Source organism: Achromobacter sp. Root170, from assembly GCF_001428165.1.
Classification (GTDB): domain Bacteria; phylum Pseudomonadota; class Gammaproteobacteria; order Burkholderiales; family Burkholderiaceae_B; genus Achromobacter; species Achromobacter mucicolens.
The window spans coordinates 1,118,192-1,139,135 of the sequence record NZ_LMHN01000001.1 but is presented as its reverse complement, the minus strand read 5'-3'; the positions used below and the strand labels follow the sequence as shown (position 1 = coordinate 1,139,135).

The 20,944-nt window shown below is 66.2% G+C and carries 19 protein-coding genes and 1 pseudogene; 5 read left to right on the top strand and 15 right to left on the bottom strand.

Translation table 11 applies throughout. The features are described from left to right. Positions 1-17: 17 nt before the first annotated feature. The 8 genes and pseudogenes from ASD87_RS05260 to ASD87_RS26855 all read right to left on the bottom strand — a co-directional run. Positions 18-758 carry an amino acid ABC transporter ATP-binding protein gene (locus ASD87_RS05260; protein ID WP_056318048.1) on the bottom strand — a complete coding sequence of 247 codons (741 nt, stop codon included), beginning with the start codon at positions 756-758 and terminating at the stop codon, positions 18-20. 18 nt (positions 759-776) lie between these two features. After that, positions 777-1,877: an amino acid ABC transporter permease gene (locus ASD87_RS05255; RefSeq protein ID WP_056318045.1), complete on the bottom strand. Its 1,101-nt coding sequence runs from the start codon at positions 1,875-1,877 to the stop codon at positions 777-779. A 1-nt stretch (position 1,878) separates the two neighbouring features. Next, positions 1,879-3,069 (bottom strand): amino acid ABC transporter permease, encoded by a 1,191-nt coding sequence (locus ASD87_RS05250; RefSeq protein ID WP_156403380.1) that lies wholly within the window; start codon positions 3,067-3,069, stop codon positions 1,879-1,881. A gap of 3 nt (positions 3,070-3,072) precedes the next feature. Further along, positions 3,073-4,281, bottom strand: a complete 1,209-nt coding sequence (locus ASD87_RS05245; RefSeq protein ID WP_056318042.1) for an aminotransferase class I/II-fold pyridoxal phosphate-dependent enzyme — start codon at positions 4,279-4,281, stop codon at positions 3,073-3,075. A 98-nt stretch (positions 4,282-4,379) separates the two neighbouring features. Continuing rightward, positions 4,380-5,396 carry an amino acid ABC transporter substrate-binding protein gene (locus tag ASD87_RS05240; RefSeq protein ID WP_056318040.1) on the bottom strand — a complete coding sequence of 339 codons (1,017 nt, stop codon included), beginning with the start codon at positions 5,394-5,396 and terminating at the stop codon, positions 4,380-4,382. 393 nt (positions 5,397-5,789) lie between these two features. Further along, positions 5,790-6,515 carry a FadR/GntR family transcriptional regulator gene (locus ASD87_RS05235; protein ID WP_056318037.1) on the bottom strand — a complete coding sequence of 242 codons (726 nt, stop codon included), beginning with the start codon at positions 6,513-6,515 and terminating at the stop codon, positions 5,790-5,792. 247 nt (positions 6,516-6,762) lie between these two features. After that, a pseudogene (locus ASD87_RS05230) lies at positions 6,763-7,527 on the bottom strand (5-dehydro-4-deoxyglucarate dehydratase); the annotation flags it as partial. 1 nt (position 7,528) lies between these two features. Then, positions 7,529-7,879, bottom strand: a 351-nt coding sequence (locus ASD87_RS26855; RefSeq protein WP_235512606.1) for a dihydrodipicolinate synthase family protein, incomplete at its 3' end; no start/stop codon positions are given. A 242-nt stretch (positions 7,880-8,121) separates the two neighbouring features. Here ASD87_RS26855 and garD point away from each other — a divergent pair. The 4 genes from garD to ASD87_RS05200 all read left to right on the top strand — a co-directional run bounded on the left by garD (position 8,122) and on the right by ASD87_RS05200 (position 13,010). Further along, positions 8,122-9,690: a galactarate dehydratase gene (garD, locus tag ASD87_RS05220; protein WP_056318035.1), complete on the top strand. Its 1,569-nt coding sequence runs from the start codon at positions 8,122-8,124 to the stop codon at positions 9,688-9,690. 61 nt (positions 9,691-9,751) lie between these two features. Next, complete coding sequence (locus ASD87_RS05215) at positions 9,752-10,801, top strand: SMP-30/gluconolactonase/LRE family protein (RefSeq protein ID WP_056318032.1); 1,050 nt, start codon at positions 9,752-9,754, stop codon at positions 10,799-10,801. Between the two features lie 71 nt (positions 10,802-10,872). After that, on the top strand, positions 10,873-11,850 hold the full coding sequence (locus tag ASD87_RS05210; RefSeq protein ID WP_056318030.1) for a tripartite tricarboxylate transporter substrate binding protein: 978 nt from the start codon (positions 10,873-10,875) through the stop codon (positions 11,848-11,850). Positions 11,851-12,413: 563 nt separating this feature from the next. Next, entirely contained in the window at positions 12,414-13,010 is a 597-nt protein-coding gene (locus ASD87_RS05200; RefSeq protein ID WP_056318025.1) for a DUF4202 domain-containing protein, read from the top strand. 87 nt (positions 13,011-13,097) lie between these two features. Here ASD87_RS05200 and ASD87_RS05195 read toward each other — a convergent pair whose 3' ends face one another. The 7 genes from ASD87_RS05195 to ASD87_RS05165 all read right to left on the bottom strand — a co-directional run bounded on the left by ASD87_RS05195 (position 13,098) and on the right by ASD87_RS05165 (position 19,776). Next, on the bottom strand, positions 13,098-13,859 hold the full coding sequence (locus tag ASD87_RS05195) for a ProQ/FinO family protein (protein WP_235512604.1): 762 nt from the start codon (positions 13,857-13,859) through the stop codon (positions 13,098-13,100). 56 nt (positions 13,860-13,915) lie between these two features. Then, positions 13,916-15,412 (bottom strand): hypothetical protein, encoded by a 1,497-nt coding sequence (locus ASD87_RS05190; protein WP_056318019.1) that lies wholly within the window; start codon positions 15,410-15,412, stop codon positions 13,916-13,918. A 196-nt stretch (positions 15,413-15,608) separates the two neighbouring features. Further along, a complete protein-coding gene (locus ASD87_RS05185; protein ID WP_056318016.1) occupies positions 15,609-15,830 on the bottom strand; it encodes a hypothetical protein in 222 nt (73 codons plus the stop codon). Between the two features lie 8 nt (positions 15,831-15,838). Continuing rightward, positions 15,839-16,228, bottom strand: coding sequence for a hypothetical protein (locus ASD87_RS05180; RefSeq protein WP_056318013.1), 390 nt, complete (start codon positions 16,226-16,228; stop codon positions 15,839-15,841). 161 nt (positions 16,229-16,389) lie between these two features. Next, complete coding sequence (gene hpaI, locus ASD87_RS05175) at positions 16,390-17,196, bottom strand: 4-hydroxy-2-oxoheptanedioate aldolase (protein WP_056318010.1); 807 nt, start codon at positions 17,194-17,196, stop codon at positions 16,390-16,392. A 27-nt stretch (positions 17,197-17,223) separates the two neighbouring features. Next, positions 17,224-18,747, bottom strand: a complete 1,524-nt coding sequence (locus tag ASD87_RS05170; RefSeq protein ID WP_056318007.1) for a UxaA family hydrolase — start codon at positions 18,745-18,747, stop codon at positions 17,224-17,226. Between the two features lie 6 nt (positions 18,748-18,753). Then, positions 18,754-19,776: a tripartite tricarboxylate transporter substrate binding protein gene (locus tag ASD87_RS05165; RefSeq protein WP_056318004.1), complete on the bottom strand. Its 1,023-nt coding sequence runs from the start codon at positions 19,774-19,776 to the stop codon at positions 18,754-18,756. Positions 19,777-19,950: 174 nt separating this feature from the next. Between ASD87_RS05165 and ASD87_RS05160 the strand changes: the two genes are divergently transcribed. Further along, a complete protein-coding gene (locus tag ASD87_RS05160; protein ID WP_056318002.1) occupies positions 19,951-20,910 on the top strand; it encodes a LysR substrate-binding domain-containing protein in 960 nt (319 codons plus the stop codon). Positions 20,911-20,944 lie beyond the last annotated feature (34 nt).

Below are 20,944 nucleotides of genomic sequence, written 5' to 3'. Positions count from 1 at the left end.
GGCGACTATTCGCCGCCTCAGTGCAGGATCTGACTCAGGAACAGCTTGGTGCGCTCGCTCTGCGGATGATCGAAGAAATCGTCGGGGTTGTTCTCTTCGATGATCTCGCCGCGGTCCATGAAGATGACGCGGTTGGCAACCTTGCGCGCAAAGCCCATTTCGTGCGTCACGCAGATCATCGTCATGCCGCTCTCCTGCGCCAGCGTCACCATCACGTCCAGCACTTCCTTGACCATTTCCGGGTCCAGCGCCGAGGTGGGCTCGTCAAACAGCATGACCTTCGGGTTCATGCACAGCGACCGCGCGATCGCCACGCGTTGCTGCTGGCCGCCCGAGAGCTGGCCGGGGAACTTGGCGGCCTGATCCGGGATGCGCACGCGCTCCAGATACTTCATGGCGGTGGCCTCGGCCTGGGCGCGCGACTGCTTGAGCACCCACATGGGCCCCAGCGTCAGGTTTTCCAGCACGGTCAGGTGCGGGAACAGGTTGAAGTGCTGGAACACCATGCCGACCTCGCGGCGGATGGTCTCGATGTGCTTCAGATCGCTGGTCAGCTCGGTGCCGTCGACGATGATCTGGCCCTTCTGGTGCTCTTCCAGCCGGTTGATGCAGCGGATCATCGTGGACTTGCCCGAGCCCGACGGGCCGCACACCACGATGCGCTCGCCCTGGGCGACGTTCAGGTTGATGTTGCGCAGCACGTGGAACTGGCCGTACCACTTGTTCACGTCCTGCAGACGAATGATGGCATCGGACATGCCTGTTCTCCTTCGGGTTTACCGGGCGTGCCCGGTGGCCAGGCGCTGCTCGAGCGCGCGGCTGTATTTGGACATGGAATAGCAGAAGACGAAGTAGATGAGCGAGATGAAGAGATAGGCCTCCACCCCGAAACCTCGCCACGCCGCGTCGGACAGGGCTGCCTTGGCCGCCAGCGTCAGGTCGAAAATGCCAATGATGACGACCAGCGACGTGTCCTTGAACAGGCTGATGAAGATGCCCACCAGCGGCGGGATCACGATCTTGAGCGCCTGCGGCAGGATGATCTTGCGCATCTGCTGCCAGTAGTTCAGGCCCAGCGAATCCGCGCCTTCGTACTGGCCCTTCGGAATGGCCTGCAGGCCGCCGCGCACCGTTTCCGCGATGTAGGCCGCGGCGAACATGATGATCGCGATCTGCGCGCGCAACAGCTTGTCGATGGTGAAGCCTTCCGGCAGAAAAAGCGGCAGCATGACCGACGACATGAACAGCAGGCTGATGAGCGGCACGCCGCGGATCAGCTCGATGTACACGACGCACAGCGCCTTGATCGCCGGCATCTTGGACCGGCGGCCCAGGGCCAGCAGCACGCCGACCGGAAACGCGAAGGCGATGCCGAAGGTGGCCAGGATCAGGGTCAGCGGCAGGCCGCCCCAGCGGGCGTTTTCGACGTAGGTCAGGCCAAACACGCCACCCCACATCAGCACGGCCACCGCCGCCAGGCCCAGCGTCCAGATGAGCGCCAGCTTGCCGTTCCAGAAACGGCGCATGCCGCTTGCCACGATCACCGCGATCAGGATGCCGGTGGCGATCAGCGGACGCCATTGCTCGTCGAATGGATAGGTGCCGAACAGGATGAGCCGGTGCTTTTCGATGATGAACGCCCAGCACGCGCCGCCGGCCGCGCGGCATTCCTGCGCATTGGTGGCGTCAAAACTGGCCTTGATGAAGGCCCATTCCACCAGCGCCGGCAGCGCCATCAAGAGGCACCATGCCAGCAGCACGGTGATCAGGATGTTGAGCGGCGAGGAGAACAGGCGCGACCGCATCCAGGCCCAGGCGCCGCTTTGCGCGCCGGGCGGGGCGAGGTCGGCGCCCAGGGTTTGCGTAGTGCTGCTCATCTCAACGCTCCACCAGCGCGATGCGCTTGTTGTACCAATTCATGAATATCGAGATCGACAGGCTGACCGTGAGGTAGGCGGCCATGATGATGAGGATGCCTTCGATGGCCTGACCGGTCTGGTTCAGCGTGGTGTTCACGACAGACACGATGTCCGGATAGCCGATCGCCACTGCCAGCGAACTGTTCTTCAACAGGTTCAGGTACTGGCTCGTCATCGGGGGAATGATGACGCGCAGCGCCTGCGGCAGGATCACCAGGCGCAGCACCAGCCGGCGCGGCAGGCCCAACGATCCGGCGGCTTCCCACTGGCCGTTGTTGACGGCCTGGATGCCGGAACGCACGACTTCGGCGATGAAGGCGGACGTATAGACGGTCAGGCCCAGGAAGAGGGCGACGAACTCCGGCGTCAGCGTCAGGCCGCCGACAAAGTTGAAGCCCTTGAGCGCCGGCATGTCCAGCGTCAGCGATGCGCCGCTGGCCAGCCACCCGATGACGGGAAACCCGATCAAGAGACCGATGGCCACGCGGCCCAGCCGGAAAGGCTGCCCCGTCGCTTCCTGGCGCTTCGTGGCCCAGTGGCTCACGGCGATGATTGCCACGATGGCCAGCGCCAGTCCGCCCAGCACCCAGTCCAGCGACGCGCCTTCCAGCCCCGGCACCTTCAGGCCGCGGTTGGAGATGAAGACGCCCGGCAGCGGGTTGTGCGCCTGGCGCGGCCCGGGCATGTTCTCGGTGATGAGCGCATACCAGAAGAAGAGCTGCAGCAAGAGCGGCACGTTCCGCATCACCTCGACGTAGACCGAGGTGATCTTGTTGACCAGCCAGTTCTTGGACAGACGTCCGATGCCGATGAACACGCCCAGGATGGTCGCGGCCACCAGTGCCAGCAGCCCCACGCGCAGCGTGTTCAGGATGCCGGCGAAGATGGCGCGCCCGTAGGTATCGGCGGGCGAATAGGCGATGACGGTTTCGCCGATGGCAAAACCGGCCTCGCGGTTCAGAAAGCCGAAACCCGTCGCGATGTTGCGTAGCGACAGGTTGTGCAGCGTGTTGTGCACCAGGAACCAGACGGCGGCCCCGACCAGCGCAAGGGCCAGCGCCTGGTACACCACCGCCCGCGTGGCCGGGTCATTCCACGAAACCCGGCGCGGCGGCCGTGGCGCCGGGCGTTGAGCAATATGCTGCGCCACGGCTCAGCCCGCCATCAACGCGCCGACGGCAGCGGCCAGGCGCTCCATGCCCTGTTCGATGACCTCGGTGGAGGTCGCGAACGAGAAGCGCACGTACGGCGACAGCCCATACGAACCGCCGTCGATCACGGCCACGCCGGCCTCGCGCAGGAAGAACAGGCTGACGTCCAGGTCGGTCTTCAGCTCGCCATCGGGGCCTTGACGGCCGATCAGGCCCTGCACGTTGGCGTACACGTAGAACGCGCCGTCCGGCATGGCGCACGAGATGCCGGGGATGGCATTCAGCCGGCTCACGATGAGATCCCGGCGCTTCTTGAAGATCTCGACCATTTCCGTGACGCTGGACTGATCGCCTTCCAATGCGGCCTGCGCGGCTGCCTGCGAAATCGCGCTGGGGCACGACGTGCTTTGCGACATGACGGTGCTCATGGCCTTGATCAGATCGGCCGGGCCGGCGCCGTAGCCGACGCGCCAGCCGGTCATGGCGTAGGACTTGGACATGCCGTTCACGATGAGCGTGCGGCCGATGAGTTGCGGTTCGACCTGCACGGGCGAAGCGTGCGCCTGGCCGCTGTAGGTGAAGGGCGCGTAGATCTCGTCGCTCAGGATCCACACGTGGGGATGGCGCACCAGCACGTCGGTCAGCGCGCGCAGTTCGTCCGCGCTGTAGACGGCGCCGCTGGGGTTGCTGGGCGAATTCAGGATCAGCCAGCGCGTGCGCGGCGTGATGGCCGCTTCCAGCGTGGCCGCATCCAGCTTGAAGCCTTGCGATTCGGGCCCGGTCACCACGACCGGCTTGCCTTCGCCCAGCAGCACCATGTCCGGGTAGGACACCCAGTACGGCGCGCAGACGATGACTTCGTCGCCCGGTTCCAGGCTGGCCGTCAGCGCGGCCGCGATGATCTGCTTGGCGCCCGCGCCCACGGTGATCTGGTCCATGCCGTAGCGCACGCCCAGGGTCTGTTCGAGGCTGTTGGCAATGGCGGTGCGCAGGCCCACGGTGCCGTTCGGGCTGGTGTAGCGGATGTCGCCGCCCGCGATGGCTTCCTGGCCGGCGCGCGCGATATGCGCGGGCGTGGGCATGTCGGGCTCGCCCAGCGTGAAGTCGGCGATCTCGCGGCCCTGGCGGCGGAGTTCGTCCACGACGATCTTGGCGGCCATGCTGGGCGAGGGTTTGATCTGTTTGAGTCGGGCGTTGACGATGCTGTTCATGGTGATGCTGTGTAAAGAGTGATCTGGCGCGGGGCGGGCCCGCGCGCCGGGGAAATGAAAGACGGCTCCGCGCAAGGCGGAGCCGTGTAGGCCGCGGGTTAGCGCACCGGCCAGCCGTACATCAGGCCGCCTTGCGTCCACAGCTTGTTCAGCCCGCGGTCCAGCTTGAGCGGGCTTTCCTTGCCCATCGCACGGTCATAGCTTTCGCCGTAGTTGCCGACCTGCTTGATGATGTTGTAGGCCCACTTGTCGTCCAGGCCCAGGTTCTTGCCCATGCCGGGCGTCACGCCCAGGATGCGTTGGACGTTGGGGTTGGTGCTCTTCAACATTTCATCGACGTTCTTGGACGTGATGCCGTATTCCTCGGCTTCCAGCATCGCGTTCAGCGACCAGCGCACGACGTTGAACCACTGCTCGTCGCCCTGGCGGACCATGGGGCCCAGCGGTTCCTTGGACAGGTTCTCGGTCAGGATTTCCCAGTCGTCGGGGTTGGCCAGGCGCGTGCGCATGTTGGCGGCGGTGTTGGACTTGTCGTTGGTGTAGGCATCGCAGCGGCCCGATTCCAGCAGACGGAAGTTTTCGTCGTAGTTCTCGACCAGCACCGGCTTGAAGGTCAGGCCGCGGCTGCGGAAGTAGTCGGCCAGGTTCAGTTCGGTGGTGGTGCCAGGCTGCACGCAGATGGTCGCGCCGTCCAGTTCCTTCACGCTCTTGACGTTCATTGCCTTTTTCACGATCAGGCCCTGGGCGTCATAGAAATTCACGCCCACGCCGATCAGGCCCAGCGTGGTGTCGCGGGTCAGCGTCTGCGTGGTGTTGCGCGACAGCATGTCGATCTCGCCGGACTGCAACGCCGTGAACTTCGCCTGGGCGGTCAGCACATTGCCCTTCACCTTGGAGGCGTCGCCGAACATGGCGGCGGCGACGGCGCGGCACATGTCCACGTCCAGGCCGGTCCATTCGCCCTTGCTGTCGAGCACCGAGAATCCGGGGATGCCGGCAAAGCCGCACTGCAGGAAGCCCTTTTTCTTGACGGCGTCAAAGGTCACGCCGGCTTGCGCGCCGGAAGCAACGCACAGCAGGGTCGCCGCAATGGCGGAGCTCAGAAACTTGCGCATGGAGATTTCTCCTGGAGATCGAAAAAAGTTAGGAAAAGCGGAAGGGACGGAAACGGCCAAGCGTGCGGGCGCCGCCCCGGCAGGCCGGGGAGGGCGCGTCGCGCATTCGGACGGGGTAAGGCAATAAGGAGGAAGGGTGGCCGACGGGGCCGGTCAGGCGGTGCGCCGGTGGATGCGCGTGGCGTAGGGGAGATACGTACTGCGGAGGGTAGGAATCGGGCTCATCGGCGGCACTGGTACGGCAGGTCTTACAGTCGCGGAAGACGCCGGCGGTCACGAGGCCAACGTCGTATTACGTTATGCAATAAGACGTATGATGGCAGCCGTCATACAAGTAAACAAGTAAGGGGATTCCCGTAATTGGCATTACGGGCAGGGGGGTAAACGTCGGGATTAAGCCGCCGGCGGATGCGACAGCAGCTTGCGGTAGCGCGCAATGCTGTCGCCCAGATGGCGGGCCATGGCGGCCCGCGCGGCACCGGGATCGCGGCGCATGATGGCGGTCAGGATGGCTTCGTGCTCGCGCACGTTGCGGGTTTCGTACGTTTCAAGTTCTTCGGGCGTCTTGCCGCCGTGCTTGATGTTCAGATCCAGCATCACGTCGCGCACCGCGGCCTTCAGCAGCGCCGGAAAGTGCGGGTTGTTCGACGCGCGGGCGATCGACAGGTGAAATTCGTAGTCGGCCTTCACGGCCGCTTCCATGTCGCGCGTGGCGCGGTTGAAGGCATCGAAGGCTTCCACGATGCTGCTCAGGTCCGAGGCGCTGCGGCGCTCGGCCGCCAGGCCACAGGCTTCCACTTCGAGACCCGCGCGCAATTCCATGATGTGCAGCGCCCAGCGCGGATCCGTCGCGGGTTCGACGACGAAATCGATGGGTTTTTCGCGGTCTTCGGTGACGAAGACGCCGATGCCGGGTTTGCTGACCAGGCGCCCGCTCAGGCGCATGGAGGCCACGGCTTCACGAATGACGGTGCGGCTGACTTCGAATTCGTCGCAGAGCGCGTGCTCGGAAGGCAGCTTGTCGCCGGCGCGGTACTGGCGCGCATCAAGGCGCTTGGTCAGTTCCTCGATGACGAAATCGGTCAGGCGCGAGCGGGGAGGCCGGGCGGGAGTTTGCATTGTCTCTCTTATGGGAAATCGCTGCGGGCAAGGCGTGGCAGCCTTGGCGCAGCCGCAAGTTTACGCGTTCCTGGAATGCCTCGCGGGTGTCCGGCCCATCGGGATTGGCCACGCGCAAAGGACGCGGCCGCAGGAAGCGAGAGGGCCATATGACAACATACGGGGCGGATTCCGCCAACTTTTCTTTGCATCAATAAGCAAAACGCCCTCCATGGGAGGGCGTTTGGGCAATCAGGCAAGCATGGGCTTACTCGGCCCCGGACTTCTTGATCAGGGCGTCCAGCATTTCCATTTCTTCGCCGGTCAGGTCGGTCAGCGGCGCGCGCACGGGGCCCGCGTCGTGGCCCACCAGCTTGGCGCCGGCCTTGACGATGCTGACGGCGTAGCCGGCCTTGCGGTTRCGGATTTCCAGGTACGGCAGGAAGAAATCGTCMAGCAGGCGGTTGGTGGTGTCGCTGTCGCCGGCGGCGATGGCGTTGTAGAACTCCATGGCCATCTTGGGCACGAAGTTGAAGACGGCCGACGAGTAGACGGCAGGCCGCCCAGGTACGAGAAGCGGTCGCCCATCTTGCGGCGGATRCGGACCATSGAYTCGATGTCGCCGATGCCGTCCTTGAAGCCGACCAGGTTGGGGCAGCGGTCCGCCAGGCGGGCCAGGCTGTCGGCCGACAGGCGCGAYTGGGCGCGGTTGTAGACGATGACGCCGATGTTGACCGACTTGCAGACCTGTTCGACGTGGGCGGCGATGCCGTCCTGCGAGGCTTCGGTCAGGTAGTGSGGCAGCAGCAGCACGCCCTTGGCGCCTTGGCGCTCTGCTTCCTGGGCGTAGGCGATGGCAGTGCGGGTGGGGCCGCCGGCGCCGGCCAGGATGGGGACCTTGCCCTTGCAGGTCTGGACGGCGGTGCGGATGACGTCCGAGTATTCCTCGGGGGCCAGCGAGAAGAACTCACCGGTGCCGCCGGCCGCGAACAGGGCGGTGGCGCCGTAGGGGGCCAGCCATTCCAGACGAGCCNGGTCAGGTAGTGCGGCAGCAGCAGCACGCCCTTGGCGCCTTGGCGCTCGGCTTCCTGGGCGTAGGCGATGGCGGTGCGGGTGGGGCCGCCGGCACCGGCCAGGATGGGGACCTTGCCCTTGCAGGTCTGGACGGCGGTGCGGATGACGTCCGAGTATTCCTCGGGGGCCAGCGAGAAGAACTCACCGGTGCCGCCGGCCGCGAACAGGGCGGTGGCGCCGTAGGGGGCCAGCCATTCCAGACGAGCTGCATAGCTCTTGGCGTTGAAATCGCCGTTCTGGTCGAAGTCGGTCACGGGGAAGGAAAGCAATCCTTCCGAAACAATGGCCTTGAGTTCCTGCGGAGTCGTCATGTTGCGCTCATCCCAAAATGGCCGTCGCAGGCGGAGAGGGTGCTTGCGAACGGGATGCGGTGGTAAAAGGTGAGTCATCGTACAACATGATTTTGCCGGATTCAAGGTGTCCACCCAGCGGAAGCGGCATTTACAAGGGGAAACCCGAAATTCCTTTCCGATGCCTTTCAGCGATATTCTCTTGGTTGTACGATAACGTACGGTGCCCGCAGCGGGGCATCCATCAGGCAAAAGGATTCAGCATGCAGGTTGCAGTCGAGCAGACGCCCGTTCTCATCAAGATTCATCCCGACGACAACGTCGCCATCGTGGCCAACGACGGCGGCTTGCCGGCCGGAACCGTTCTGCCCGACGGGCTTCAGTTGGTGGACGCCGTGCCGCAAGGCCACAAGGTGGCCCTGACCGATCTGGCCGAAGGCGATGAGGTCAGACGCTACAACGTGGTGGTAGGCTACGCCGCCAAGTCCTTGCCGCGCGGCAGCTGGATCAACGAGCGCGTCACGACGATGCCGACCGCGCGCACGCTGGAAGACCTGCCGGTGTCCACGCGCGTGACGCCCCTGCCGCCGCTGGAGGGCTATACGTTCCAGGGCTACCGCAACGCGGACGGCACCGTGGGCACGCGCAACATCCTGGCCATCAGCACCACGGTGCAGTGCGTGCAGGGCGTGGTCGAACATGCGGTCGCGCGCATCCGCCGGGAACTGCTGCCGCTGTATCCGAACGTGGACGACGTGGTGGGCATCGAGCACACCTACGGCTGCGGCGTGGCCATCGACGCGCCTGGCGCCGCGATTCCGATCCGCACGCTGCACAACATCGCCCGCAACCCGAATTTCGGCGGTACTTCCATGGTGGTCAGCCTGGGCTGTGAAAAGCTGCAGCCTGAACGCCTCTTGGCGCCCACCGCCATTCCGATCCGCGCCGGCGAAGGCATGGGCGGCAACGGCGTGGAGACGATCGTGCTGCAGGACGAAGAGAACATCGGCTTCGATTCGATGATCCAGCTCATCATGCGCACCGCCGAGCGCCACCTGCAAAAGCTCAACGCCCGCCAGCGCGAAACCTGCCCGGTATCCGACCTGACCGTCGGCGTGCAGTGCGGCGGCAGCGATGCGTTCTCCGGCGTGACCGCCAACCCGGCCGTGGGTTTTGCGACCGACCTGCTGGTGCGCGCCGGCGGCACCGTGATGTTCTCCGAAAACACCGAAGTGCGCGATGGCATCGACCAGCTCACCGCCCGCGCCGAAACGCCCGAAGTCGCCGACGCGCTGATCCGGGAGATGGCCTGGTATGACGCGTACCTGCAGCGCGGCATGGCCGACCGCAGCGCCAACACCAGTCCGGGCAACAAGAAGGGCGGTCTATCCAACATCGTCGAAAAGGCGATGGGGTCGATCGTCAAGTCCGGTTCTTCGCCCATCCACGGTGTGTTGTCGCCCGGCGACCGCCTGACACGCAAGGGCCTGATCTTTGCGGCCACGCCTGCCAGCGACTTCATCTGCGGCACGCTGCAACTGGCCGCGGGCATGAACCTTCACATCTTCACCACCGGCCGCGGCACGCCTTATGGGCTGGCGCAGGTGCCGGTCATCAAGGTCGCCACGCGCTCCGCGCTGGCGCGCCGCTGGCACGACCTGATGGACGTGGATGCGGGCGTGATCGCCACCGGCCAGGCCTCGATCGAGGAAGTGGGCTGGCAGCTCTTTCAGATGATGCTGGACGTCGCCAGCGGCAAGAAGCAGACCTGTGCGGAAAAACTCAAGCTGCACAACGCCCTGGCGCTGTTCAATCCGGGCCCCGTGACCTGATCGCGGATCCGTCCCGTCCGTAGCGCCATCGCAAAAGAAAACCACCGAGAGGAGACAGCCGATGGAAATTGACCCGCAAGTCCAGGCCGGCCGGCGCCGGCTGCTGGGCGCCGCGCTCGCACTGGGGCCCGCCAGCCTCGTGCACGCACAGTCATTCAGTTTCACCCCGCAGCAGCGCTATCCGGATCCCTCGGTCCGGATCCTGGACCCGGAATTCTCCAAGTACCGCATCTACAGCAGCAGCGTGGAGCAGCTGGCAACCGGGTTCCGCTGGCTGGAAGGGCCGGTGTGGTTTGGGGACGGGCGTTATCTGCTGGTTTCGGACATTCCCAATAACCGCATCCTGCGCTGGGACGAGACCACGGGCGAGATCAGCGTGTTCCGCCAGCCGTCCAACTTCAGCAACGGGCTTGCCCGCGACCGCCAGGGCCGCCTGCTGGCCTGCGAGCATCTGACGCGCCGCGTCACGCGCACGGAGTACGACGGCAGCATCACGGTGCTGGCCGACCGCTTCGACGGCAAGCCGTTCAATTCGCCGAACGACATCGTTTGCCAGCGCAATGGCGCCATCTGGTTCACGGATCCGCCGTTTGGGATCGGCGGGCACTGGGAGGGCGACAAGGCCACGCCTGAGCTCCCGCATTCGGTCTATCGCATCGATCCGGCCAATGGCCGTGTGACGCTGGCGCTGGCGGATCTGGCCGGGCCCAATGGCCTGTGCTTCTCGCCCGACGAAAAGGTGCTCTACATCGTGGAGTCCCGCCACCAGCCCAACCGCGTGATCTGGGCTTTCGATGTGGGCACGGACGGCGCGCTGACGAACAAGCGCCTGCACGTCGATGCGCAGGGCCCCGGCGCCATCGACGGCATCAAGTGCGACGAGGCCGGCAACCTGTGGTGCGGCTGGGGCAGCAACGGCTCGGCCGACGCCAAGGCCGAGGAGCTGGACGGCGTGATGGTCTTTAACCCCGCCGGCAAACCCATTGGGCACATCCGGCTGCCCGAGCGGTGCGCCAACTTGTGTTTTGGCGGCGCCAAGCGCAACCGCCTTTTCATGGCGAGCAGCCATTCGCTCTATGCCCTGTACGTGGAGACCCGCGGCGCGGCGTAGGCATATCCCCACCGCGGCCTCACCTGGCCGCGGGACACTTCAACACACATACCAATCAGTGTGGAGACAGCATGAACCCGAGCAAAAGACAGTTCCTGGGCAGCGCCGCGGCGCTTTGCCTGACGCCGCTGGTGCCGGCGTGGGCCCAATCGGCGCAATGGCCGACGCGCCCCGTGCGCATCGTGGTGCCTTACCCGCCCGGCGGCTCGTCGGACATCATCGCGCGCATCCTGGCGCCCCGGCTGGCCGAAGTGCTCAAGCAGACCGTGGTCGTCGAGAACAAGCCCGGCGCCAATGGCAACCTGGGCGCCGGCCTGGTGGTGCAGTCGGCTCAGGAAGGCCATACGGTGCTGCTGTGCGACGTCGGCGCGCTGGCGATCAGCCCGTCCGTCTACACCAAGCTGACCTTTGATCCGTCCAAGGACCTGCGCGCGGTGGGCATGCTGGCGTATTCGCCGCACGTGCTGGCCGTGCATCCCGACGTGAAGGCCGACACCGTGCAGGATCTGGTCGAGCTGTCCAAGAAAGAGCGCATCAACTTTGCCGTCACCGCAATCGGCAGCGCGCCGCACCTGGCGGCTGTCGCGGTTCAGCAGGCGACCGGCGCGCAGTGGGAATACGTGCCGTACAAGGGCGGTTCGCAGGCGGTCACCGACACCATCGGCGGCCAGACGCAGATCATCATGAACGGGCTTCTGGCCACGCTGCCGCACATCAAGTCCGGCAAGCTGCGCGCGATCGCGATTTCCAAGAGCGAGCGCATGAAGCTGGTGCCGGACATTCCGACCATTTCCGAGCAGGGCGTGAAGGGCTTCGAGTCGGGCACGTGGCAGGGCGTGATGGCCCCGTCCAACATGACCGACCCGGTGGCCGCGCAACTGCAGACGCTGATGGCGCAGATCGTCACCCAGCCGGACGTCACGGCGCAGTTGAACGAGCAGGGCGCCGAGATCGTCACCAAGAGCCCCGCGGAACTTGCGCAGTTCTTCGGCAGCGAGCGCGCCCGCTGGGCCAAGGTCGTTGCCAGCACCGACATCCGCCTGGATTGATCGGCCCGGCCCGCGCCTTGCTAGGGGCGGGCGTTCGGGGGCACACTGGGATCGTGTCCGGGCTTCGGTCTGGACCGATTCCCGTGGAGCCTAACGATGAAATCCCTGTTCGCCGCGGCGGCCTTGGGGTCGCTGACGGCGCTGTCCGCCTTGGCAAGCGCGCCCGCAATCGCGCGCGATCCGCTGCCCACGGCGCCAAAGCCGCCCGCCTCGGCGCGCACCATACCAGACACGTGTCTGGGCACCGACTGCCCGCGCATCGTGGACCCGGGCAAACTCAATCGGGACTGCCTGGGCACGTCATGCCCGGGCTCTCGCTATCCTCCCGCGACGGAAACGCCGGTGCGGCCTCAGAATCAACCGGGGCTTAAACCTCCCACGCGAACATGGCTGCCGCCCATGCCGCCGCGGCCTGGCCAAGCCCCCGTGGGCCCGCTGACGCCCGCGCCGGCATTGCCTCGATAGATCCGAAAAGGCCACACGCCGCAGGTATGATGGCTTCCTTGCACCTGATCCACTTCGCCTTGGCCAACGCACGCCGGGCTTCCTGACAACGACATCCCATGAACGACCGCCTGCAGCAGACCCTGCGCCGCTTCGACGCGTACAACGCCGCCGATCCCAATGTGTTCACGTGGGAAGGCCAATCCTGTCCACAGGAGCTGTTTCTTGCGCAGAAGCTGCACGAATGGGTGATGAAGCTGGCGCCTCACGCGTCCGAGCCGCTGGTCCTGGCGTCCCGGTGCCAGCACCTCGGCCGTTGGGAAATCGCGCGCGCCAGCTATCCTGAAGGCCGCATCGGTTACCTGACGTGGCGCAAGGCGTTGGCCAGGCATCACGCGGCAATCGCGCAACAGATCATGCAGGAAGCCGGCTATCCGCAAGAGGACTGCGACCGCGTGGCGGCGATCCTGATGAAGCAGGGAATCAAGCAGGACCCGGACGTGCAGGTGATGGAGAACGCGCTGTGCCTGGTGTTTTTGCAATACCAGTACGAGTCGTTTTATCCCGCTCACGAAGACAAGATCGTCGAGATCCTGCGCAAGTCGCTGCTGAAGATGGATGGCGCGGGGCATCAACAGGCCATGACGCTGACCTATTCGGACCAGGGCATGGGATACATCAAGCAGGCGCTCGCCGCGCTGGAAGCGGCGGCCTAGCAGCCTTTAGCCAGATGCAAACAGGCCTGCGGCAGGCCGGGAATGGATTTCCCGGCCTGCCGCAGGCCTGTATCGCGTTTGGCGGGCTTACTCGGACGCTTGGGGCGTGACGTCGGAGGACGCGACGTCCGCGGGCGTCGCGCCTGCGGCCTTCGTATCTGCGGCCTTCGTGTCCATAGAAGTCGCGTCGGCGGATTGCACACCGGCAGGCTTCACGTCGGCAGGCTTCACGTCGGCAGGCGCGGCGTCAGCAGCGGGTGCCGGCGTTTGTTCGGCGGACGCCTGGGCCTTTTTCTCGGCGCGGGCGCGCGCGGCGTTGCGGGACGCGTTGCGCGATGCCATGCGCTTGGCGTGGCGCGCTTCGTTGGCCGTCACGGCGCCGGCGGGTTCGCCGTTCAGATCCACGCGCGGCGCGTCTTCGACCATGCTGGCCCAGTAGCGGCGGCCATCGCACCACGTCTTGACGGCTTCCTTGATCTGCGCCTCGTCGAGCTGCAATTGCTCGGCGTGTTGCACCAGGTCCGCCAGCACGCCCAGCTTGAGCGGCAGCTTGGGCGCGGGGTTCTTGGGAAAGGCCTTGGGAAAGTGCCGTTGCAGGCGCGAAATGGCGACGACCACGGGATCGACCGGCGTCTCGCGCTTTTCCGGACGCGGCGCACGCTGGCCCTTGTCACCGCCTTGCGCGCGCTTGGCCTTGTCGCCGGTCTGCGGACGCGGACCCTTGGCGGCGCCCTGCGGGCGGCGCGGCTTGTCGGTGCCTTGCGGACGCGATTCGTTTTTCGAGCCTGCCTTGTCAGGCGACTGCTTGATAAGCAATTCCCGGATCGCGGCTAATTGTTCTAGTCCCATGTGCTACACAAAAAAAAGGTTGAGGCGGCGAGCGTGTCCCTGCGCCGTGAAATCCGCTACCCGGAGACGACCACGAGCAGCGCCAGCGACAGCAGGATGCCGAACGCGGCCAGGGCAAACGGCAGTAGTAGAACATACACGCCGCGTTCCTGCCCCCGGCCATGCGCCAAACCGGCCGCAATCGACATCCGAACCGGCGAAAAAAACCCCATCGACGTGCCCGAAACGTGCAGCAGCGCGGCAGCTGCGGGCACGCTCAGGCCAGCCTGAAGCGCTAATGATAGCTGGGATGGCATGAACAGGCTGTTTGGCGCGTTGCCGCTGTTGGCCAGGATGCCGAAGGCGCCGGCCAGCAGCGGCGTGATCAGGATAGTCCAGTCGCGCAGGCTCGCAAAGAGGCCGTCGGCGTAGGCCCGCGATATGCCCGCGCCAGCCAGCACCTCGGCCATCATGGCAAACAGGAATACGGACATGACGGCGTGCCGTCCGGTCATCCAGGCGGCGCGCGCCTGCGTCCTCACCGCGCCCGGATGTCGCTGCCAGGCGGCCAGGACCAGGGCGCCGGCGATCAGCCAGCTTCCGGCGTGCAGAAACGGCATCCACGGCGGCAGGTCAGCATACGGGCGCAAAGCCGCCAGGCCTGCCAGGCCGCGATTCAGGCCGGGCACGAGCCGCGTGGCGACCAGCCAGGCGATAAGGGCGATGTAGGGCAACGCGCGGCGCGCTGCCCGCCGCGCCTCGCTGCGCCCGGGCCGGCGATCCGCCAGGAAGCGCAGCACGATCAGCGGTCCGTACGCGGCGAGCAGTGCCGTTTCCGGTCCCAATAGCGCCGTCGCAGCGGCCAGCAAGGCCAGGCTCGCGGCCATCCAGCCAGCCTCGCGGACCCGCTCGGCGGCCGGCGCAGACAACCCCGCGCGCGTGGCGGTGCGCCAGTACAGCGCCAGCCACACGCCCATCAGCAGCGCGACGGGCACCATGCTGTAGAGCGCAAGTTGCGTGGGCGGCACGCGCGCATAGGCCGAAGCCAGGAGCGTGCCGCTGCCCATCGCGCCCCACGGAATCAGCGTCTGGCTGAGCAGCGCAAACACCATGACCTCGCGGGCTCTGAGGCCGAGCGGACGGATCAGCATCACGGTGCCCAGCATGCCCACGCCGAAACCCGTTGCCGATTCGGCGAAAGGGCCGATCAGGAAACAGGCAAAGAACAGCAGCCGGCGCTTCGCCAGCGCATCGGGGCGCCCCGCGTCCGGCGCGCCGCCAGCCGTGGCGCCGGGTGCCGCGCCCGGCACGTCAACGGATGCGTGCCCCTGCGCCGCCATCTGCCAGAACAGCAGGCCGCCCAGGATGTAGGGGGTGATGATCCATCCGATCCAGAGGCCGCGTTCCAGCGCAACGGCCAGTTGCGAAGGCGCAAAAGGGGCAGGCGCCGCAAACAGCGCGATGGGCAGGGCCCCCAACAGGCCCATCGCCGCCGCAATGGTGGTGTTGACGCGCCCGCTCGCGATTGCGGCGATCACGGTCAGCGCCGGCAGGGACCACAGCAGGTACATCATTGAGGGAACATCCGCATCGCCCGGGTGAAGTCGCGGCGCAAAGCGTAGCAGCCTCTGGCCGCCGCGGGTAGCCATGCGCGCGGCGGAAGGGGATGAGGATGGAAGAGGGCACGGCGCCCAGACGCAGGAACGCCGGCTGGCGCTTGCACGCGAGCCGGCGTTCGGGACCTGGAAGATCAGGCCGGTGACGCTCGGATTACTGGTTCGCGCCGCGGATATTGCCCGCGATACCGCCAGCCGCGCCGCCGATGGCGGCGCCGGTCCAGGCACTGCCGCCCGCGATGGCGGCAATGCCGGCGCCCGCCGCGGCGCCCATCAAGCCGCCCGTGACGGTGCCTTGCTGTTCCTTGGTCATATTGGTGCATGCGGCCAGCGATGCCATCGCAATGGCCAGACCTATCGTGCGGATCGTCTTCATGGCGGCTCCTAGGGGGTGCGTTTCGTCTTCGTGGCGGGCATGACGATCTCGAACCAGATCGTCTCCACGACAGGGCGATCCAATCGGCTCGGATTGGCGGCATACCAGCGGTCGACGGTATCGCGCACGGAGTCCAGCGTCTGGTTCTGAAGACCCATGGAGAACTTGGGCACCAGGGTCTGGGTATCCGGCACGGCACGGCGTTGCTGATAGGCCCTTTCGACCTCAAGGACGTTGGCCATGCCCAGCAGATAGGCCTTCTTGAGATTGGCGTCGGATTCGGTCCAGTGCTTGCCCGTGACGATCGGGGCAGGCTCCGCGGGTGCGGCCGTGACAGCCGACCCGAACAGCATCGAGAGGGCTACGGTCGCTGGGCCAAGCAGGTGTTTTACTCGCATCGCATCGCTCCTTTGGGGAACAAAAGATAGAAAACAACCTTCGCGCGCGATTCGGGCGGACGAACCGTGATGGCCGATCGAAAAGCGTACCGATCAATTTATGCCTGAATGCGTGGGCACGCAAGATCAGATTGGCGGGTGGACCGGACCGATTTGCGCCTTCAATAAGCGGCCGATGGCGCTGCGGCGGCAGCGCTGGGCGCGCCGCGGTCAAAGCTGGCCGCCAGCCGGCGGGCGCTGTTGGCATAGAGCAGGACATCCACGCCAACCGCCACGAACGTGCAGCCCAGCTCCAGGTAGCGGCGCGCCAGGGCGGGGTCCGAGGTCAAGGTGCCGGCGGCTTTGCCGCGCGCGACGATGACCTGCATGGCGCGTTCGATCGGGGCCTGCACATCCGGGTGGCCGGGCCGGCCGCGATAACCCATCGACGCAGCCAGATCCGCCGGCCCGATAAAGACCCCGTCCACGCCCGGCACCTCGCAGATTGCCTCCAGGTTCGACAGCGCTTGAACGGTTTCTGCCTGCACGAGCAGGCAGACTTCATCGTCGGCGACTTCCAGGTAGTCCTCGCGGGCGCTCCAGCGCGACGCGCGTCCCACGGCACTGCCGACCCCGCGGATGCCGTGCGGCGGATAGCGCGTGGCGGCGACCAAGGCGCGCGCCTGGTCGGCCGTGTCCACCATCGGCACCAGCAGGGTTTTCGCGCCAATGTCCAGCATCTGCTTGATGAGGGCCGTGTCAGCCGCCACCACGCGCACCACAGGCTGCGAACGGTAGGGCGCCACGGTCTGCAACGCGGCAAGTGTTCCGCGCAAGTCGTTCGGGGCGTGCTCGCCGTCGATCAGCAGCCAGTCAAAGCCGGCGGTGGCGGAGACCTCGGCCAGATAGGGATCGGCCATGGAGAGCCATAGCCCGACCTGGGCCTGGCGCGCCGCGAGGGCGGCCTTGAAGGGGTTGTGTGCGGGCATGCGTAAAGACTCCAGAAAGGGGGCGGATCAGCTGACGATGCCCAGATGCCAGGGCACGAATTCGTGGTTGCCCAGGCCCAGGGCTTCGCTCTTGGTGGGTGCGCCCGAGGCCGCGCGCAGGATGTGGTCGAAGATGCGCTGGCCCATCTGCGCGATGTCCGCCTCGCCGTCCAGCACCGCGCCGCAGTTGATGTCCATGTCCTGCTCAAGCCGGGCGTACATGCTGCTGTTGCTGGCAAGCTTGAGGGTGGGCGCCGGCTTGGAACCGAACATCGACCCGCGCCCCGTCGTGAAGCAGATCAGGTTGGCCCCGCTGGCGATCTGTCCGGTAACCGCAACCGGGTCGTAGCCGGGCGAATCCATGAACACCAGACCCGCGCGGTCGATGGGTTCGGCGTATTCGTACACGGCCTGCAGCGGCGTCGTGCCGCCCTTCATGGCGGAACCCAGCGATTTTTCGAAGATGTTGGCCAGACCGCCTTGCTGGTTGCCGTGGCCGACGACGCCATTGAACTGCGCGTTGTGCCCGGCCGTGTAGGTTTCCCACCACGCCAGCCGGTCCAGCAGCTTCTGTCCCACTTCCGGCGTGACGGCGCGGCGCGTCAGCAGGTATTCCACGCCGTGGATTTCGGGGGTTTCCGACAGGATCGCCGTGCCGCCATGGCGCACCAGAATGTCCATGGCCGCGCCCAGCGCCGGATTGGCCGTGATCGCCGAATAACCGTCGGACCCGCCGCATTCCAGGCCGATCTTCAGGTGGCTGGCCGGCACGCTGCTGCGGCGCGCGGCGTGCGCGTGCGGCAGCATTTCCTCCACGGCGCGGATGCCGGCGTCGATGGTGGCGCGCGTGCCGCCCGTGTCCTGCATCACCAGGGTGCGTACCCGCGGATCGCCGGCCAGGTTCTGCGAGTCGATCAAGGCGGACACCTGATTGCGCTCGCATCCGAGACCCACGATCAGCACTCCGGCCAGGTTCGGGTGCCGCGCATAGCCGGCCAGCGTGCGCCGCAGGACGTCGAAATGCTCGCTGGGCGAGGACATCCCGCAACCGCTGGTCTGTGCAAACGCGGCCACGCCATCCACGTTGGGATAGGCGGCAAGCCGCTCGGGCGTGAAATGCTGCGCAATGTGGTGGATGACCGTGGCGGAACAGTTCACCGACGCGATGATGCCCACGAAATTGCGCGTGCCCACCCGGCCGTCGGCGCGCACATAGCCCTGAAACGTGGCGCGTTGCGCCTCGGGCACCATCGCGACGGGGCGAACGTCGCGGCAGAACGCCGGGTCCCGCTCGAAGTCGGCCAGCGCAAGGTTGTGGGCGTGCACGTGGTCGCCCGCTTCGATGTCCCGGGCGGCCACGCCAATGACGGCGTCGTACTTGCGCACCGGTGTGCCCGCGGCAATGCGGCAGGCGGCAATCTTATGGCCGCCTGGGACCTGCGCGCGCACGCGCAGACCCAGGTCGGGCACGACCATGCCCAGGGCCAGGGCTTCCCGGGCGACGAGGACATTGTCGTTGGGGTGAAGCCGGATCAAGGGGTTGGCGTTCACGGTGAATCAACCCTTCTGCAGCATTTCTTTCAATTTCAGGCGCGCGATCAATGCGGTCTCCTGTTGATAGACCGAGGCGACATACGCCTGGTAGTCCGGGCCGTCCAGGTACATCACCGGCGCGTCGATGCGGTCGGCAACCTGCTTGAAGGCGTCGCTCTTGACGGCGGTGCGGAACGCATCGCGCAGCTTGCGCTCGACGGCGGGGTCCAGGCCCTTGGGCGCGCCGATGCCATTGGGCGCCTCGACCACGACGTCGTAACCCAATTCCTTCAGGGTTGGGGCGTCCTTGAAGCGCGAGGCGCGCGATTCGCCCCAGGTCGCCAGCAGGCGCAGTTTGCCTGCCTCGACATGCGGCGCCCACGAGCTGGAATCGGCCAGGAGATCGACCTGGCCGCCCAGCACATCCTGCAGCGCGGCCGCGCCGCCCTTGTACGCGATGGCGTTAAACCGCACGCCGGCCGCCATGGCGAACTCTTCCATGCCCACGTGCGTCGCGCCGCCGATGCCGGCGTGCCCGTATGTCAATTTGCCTGGGTTGGCCTTGGCATACGCCACGACTTCCTTGAGCGTCTTGAATGGCGAGGAGGCCAGCACGGCAATGCCGAACGTCTGGCCCGACGTGCGCGCCAGGTAGGTCAGTTCGCTGCGCGGGTCCAGCTGCAACAGGCCAAGTTGCGAAAAGCGCGCGACCGAGATGGGAATCTGACCGATGGTGTAGCCGTCTGGTTGCGCCTGCGACAGCGCCTTTGTGCCGATCATTCCTGATGCGCCGGCGCGGTTCTCGACCACGATGGACTGGCCCAGCACGCCCGAGGCCACCTGGCAAAGCGCGCGCATGGATTGGTCCGCCGTGCCGCCCACGGGCCAGGGGCAGATGAAGGTGATGGGACGCTGGGGATAGTCGGCGGCGCGGGCCGTGGCGGGCGCCAGCAGGCCGACTGCGCCGGCGCCGGCGGCCGCGCCCAGACAGGCGGCGCCGGCCAGGAACCTGCGCCTGTCCAGATCGGGGGTAGGGATGTGCCTCATGTTTTGTCTCCGGATGTCGTTCTTATGGGTCTCGCTTTTATATTCGGGCCCCGGCAAGGCTACGCGGGGGCCCGGACTTATTCTCGTGAGCTTAACCATAACTATCCAATAGAATTGGCGCATCGTTAGATAACGTCGGTGATATGTATCGGCGCCCTGGTATCGGAGTCCTCGATGGCGCATTTGGATCGCGTTTTCCGCTCAAACCTGAAGCTGCGTCACCTCCAACTGGTCGTGGCGCTGGATGAATTCCGGCATTTGGGACGCACGGCCGAGTTCATGGCCGTCAGCCAGCCGGCGGTGTCGCGCATGCTGTCGGAGGTCGAATCGATGCTGGGTCTGGCGCTGTTTGCGCGGTCCGTGCGCGGCACGGAACCCACGGAGGCCGGCGCCTCGGTCGTGCGCTTTGCGCGCGGCGTGCTGGCGCAATACGCGCGAACCCGCGACGAGATCGACGCCGCCGCAAGCGGCGCGGCGGGCAAGACGCGCGTCGGCGCGATGGCCGTCGCGCTGCCGGTGCTGCTGGCGCGGGCGGTGCACGCCTTGAAGGCGCGGGCCGCGCGCGCGACCGTGCTGATCGAAGAGGGCGACCTGACGCACCTGCTGCCCAAGCTTCGGCTGGGCGAACTGGACCTTTTCGTGGGCAGGTTGGAGCCGGGCTATGCCGCGCCGGATCTGCAGACCGAAGCGTTGTTCGAGGAACCGATGGTGGTGGTGGCCGCCCCGGGCAGCAAGGTGGCGGGACTGGCGCATCCCGGGTGGGAAGATCTGGCGGCATTGCCGTGCGTCATGCCGCCGCCGTGGGCGTCATTGCGCGTCAAGCTGGAGCAGCAGTTCCACCAGCACGGGCTGGAACCGTCGCCCGATCTGATGGAAACGTCGTCCTACCTGGCGACGTTGACTTTCATCCGCGAACGCCACGGCGTGGGGTTTCTAGCCCGCTCGGCGGCGAGAAGCTTCCAAGCGCAGGGGCTTTGCCGGATTCTTGCGGTGCCGCTCGCGTTGCCGCTGCCGCCGGTCGGCATCATTACGTTGCGCGAAGCCGGCCTGCCGGCCGCCAGCGCGCAACTGATCGATTGCTTGAAAGCGGCTGCAACGGCGCTGTCGACTGAAGCGGCAGACGGCGCCGGATGAGCCGGCGCGCGTCCGTGATGGCATTGCCGGTGGC

Excerpts from the sequence above, each read along its gene's own strand:
- ASD87_RS05260 (WP_056318048.1), bottom strand. The coding sequence starts at position 758 with ATGTCCGATGCCATCATTCGTCTGCAGGACGTGAACAAGTGGTACGGC.
- ASD87_RS05255 (WP_056318045.1), bottom strand. The coding sequence starts at position 1,877 with ATGAGCAGCACTACGCAAACCCTGGGCGCCGACCTCGCCCCGCCCGGC.
- ASD87_RS05245 (WP_056318042.1), bottom strand. The coding sequence starts at position 4,281 with ATGAACAGCATCGTCAACGCCCGACTCAAACAGATCAAACCCTCGCCC.
- ASD87_RS05240 (WP_056318040.1), bottom strand. The coding sequence starts at position 5,396 with ATGCGCAAGTTTCTGAGCTCCGCCATTGCGGCGACCCTGCTGTGCGTT.
- ASD87_RS05235 (WP_056318037.1), bottom strand. The coding sequence starts at position 6,515 with ATGCAAACTCCCGCCCGGCCTCCCCGCTCGCGCCTGACCGATTTCGTC.
- garD (WP_056318035.1), top strand. The coding sequence starts at position 8,122 with ATGCAGGTTGCAGTCGAGCAGACGCCCGTTCTCATCAAGATTCATCCC.
- ASD87_RS05215 (WP_056318032.1), top strand. The coding sequence starts at position 9,752 with ATGGAAATTGACCCGCAAGTCCAGGCCGGCCGGCGCCGGCTGCTGGGC.
- ASD87_RS05210 (WP_056318030.1), top strand. The coding sequence starts at position 10,873 with ATGAACCCGAGCAAAAGACAGTTCCTGGGCAGCGCCGCGGCGCTTTGC.
- ASD87_RS05200 (WP_056318025.1), top strand. The coding sequence starts at position 12,414 with ATGAACGACCGCCTGCAGCAGACCCTGCGCCGCTTCGACGCGTACAAC.
- ASD87_RS05195 (WP_235512604.1), bottom strand. The coding sequence starts at position 13,859 with ATGGGACTAGAACAATTAGCCGCGATCCGGGAATTGCTTATCAAGCAG.
- ASD87_RS05190 (WP_056318019.1), bottom strand. The coding sequence starts at position 15,412 with ATGATGTACCTGCTGTGGTCCCTGCCGGCGCTGACCGTGATCGCCGCA.
- ASD87_RS05185 (WP_056318016.1), bottom strand. The coding sequence starts at position 15,830 with ATGAAGACGATCCGCACGATAGGTCTGGCCATTGCGATGGCATCGCTG.
- ASD87_RS05180 (WP_056318013.1), bottom strand. The coding sequence starts at position 16,228 with ATGCGAGTAAAACACCTGCTTGGCCCAGCGACCGTAGCCCTCTCGATG.
- hpaI (WP_056318010.1), bottom strand. The coding sequence starts at position 17,196 with ATGCCCGCACACAACCCCTTCAAGGCCGCCCTCGCGGCGCGCCAGGCC.
- ASD87_RS05165 (WP_056318004.1), bottom strand. The coding sequence starts at position 19,776 with ATGAGGCACATCCCTACCCCCGATCTGGACAGGCGCAGGTTCCTGGCC.
- ASD87_RS05160 (WP_056318002.1), top strand. The coding sequence starts at position 19,951 with ATGGCGCATTTGGATCGCGTTTTCCGCTCAAACCTGAAGCTGCGTCAC.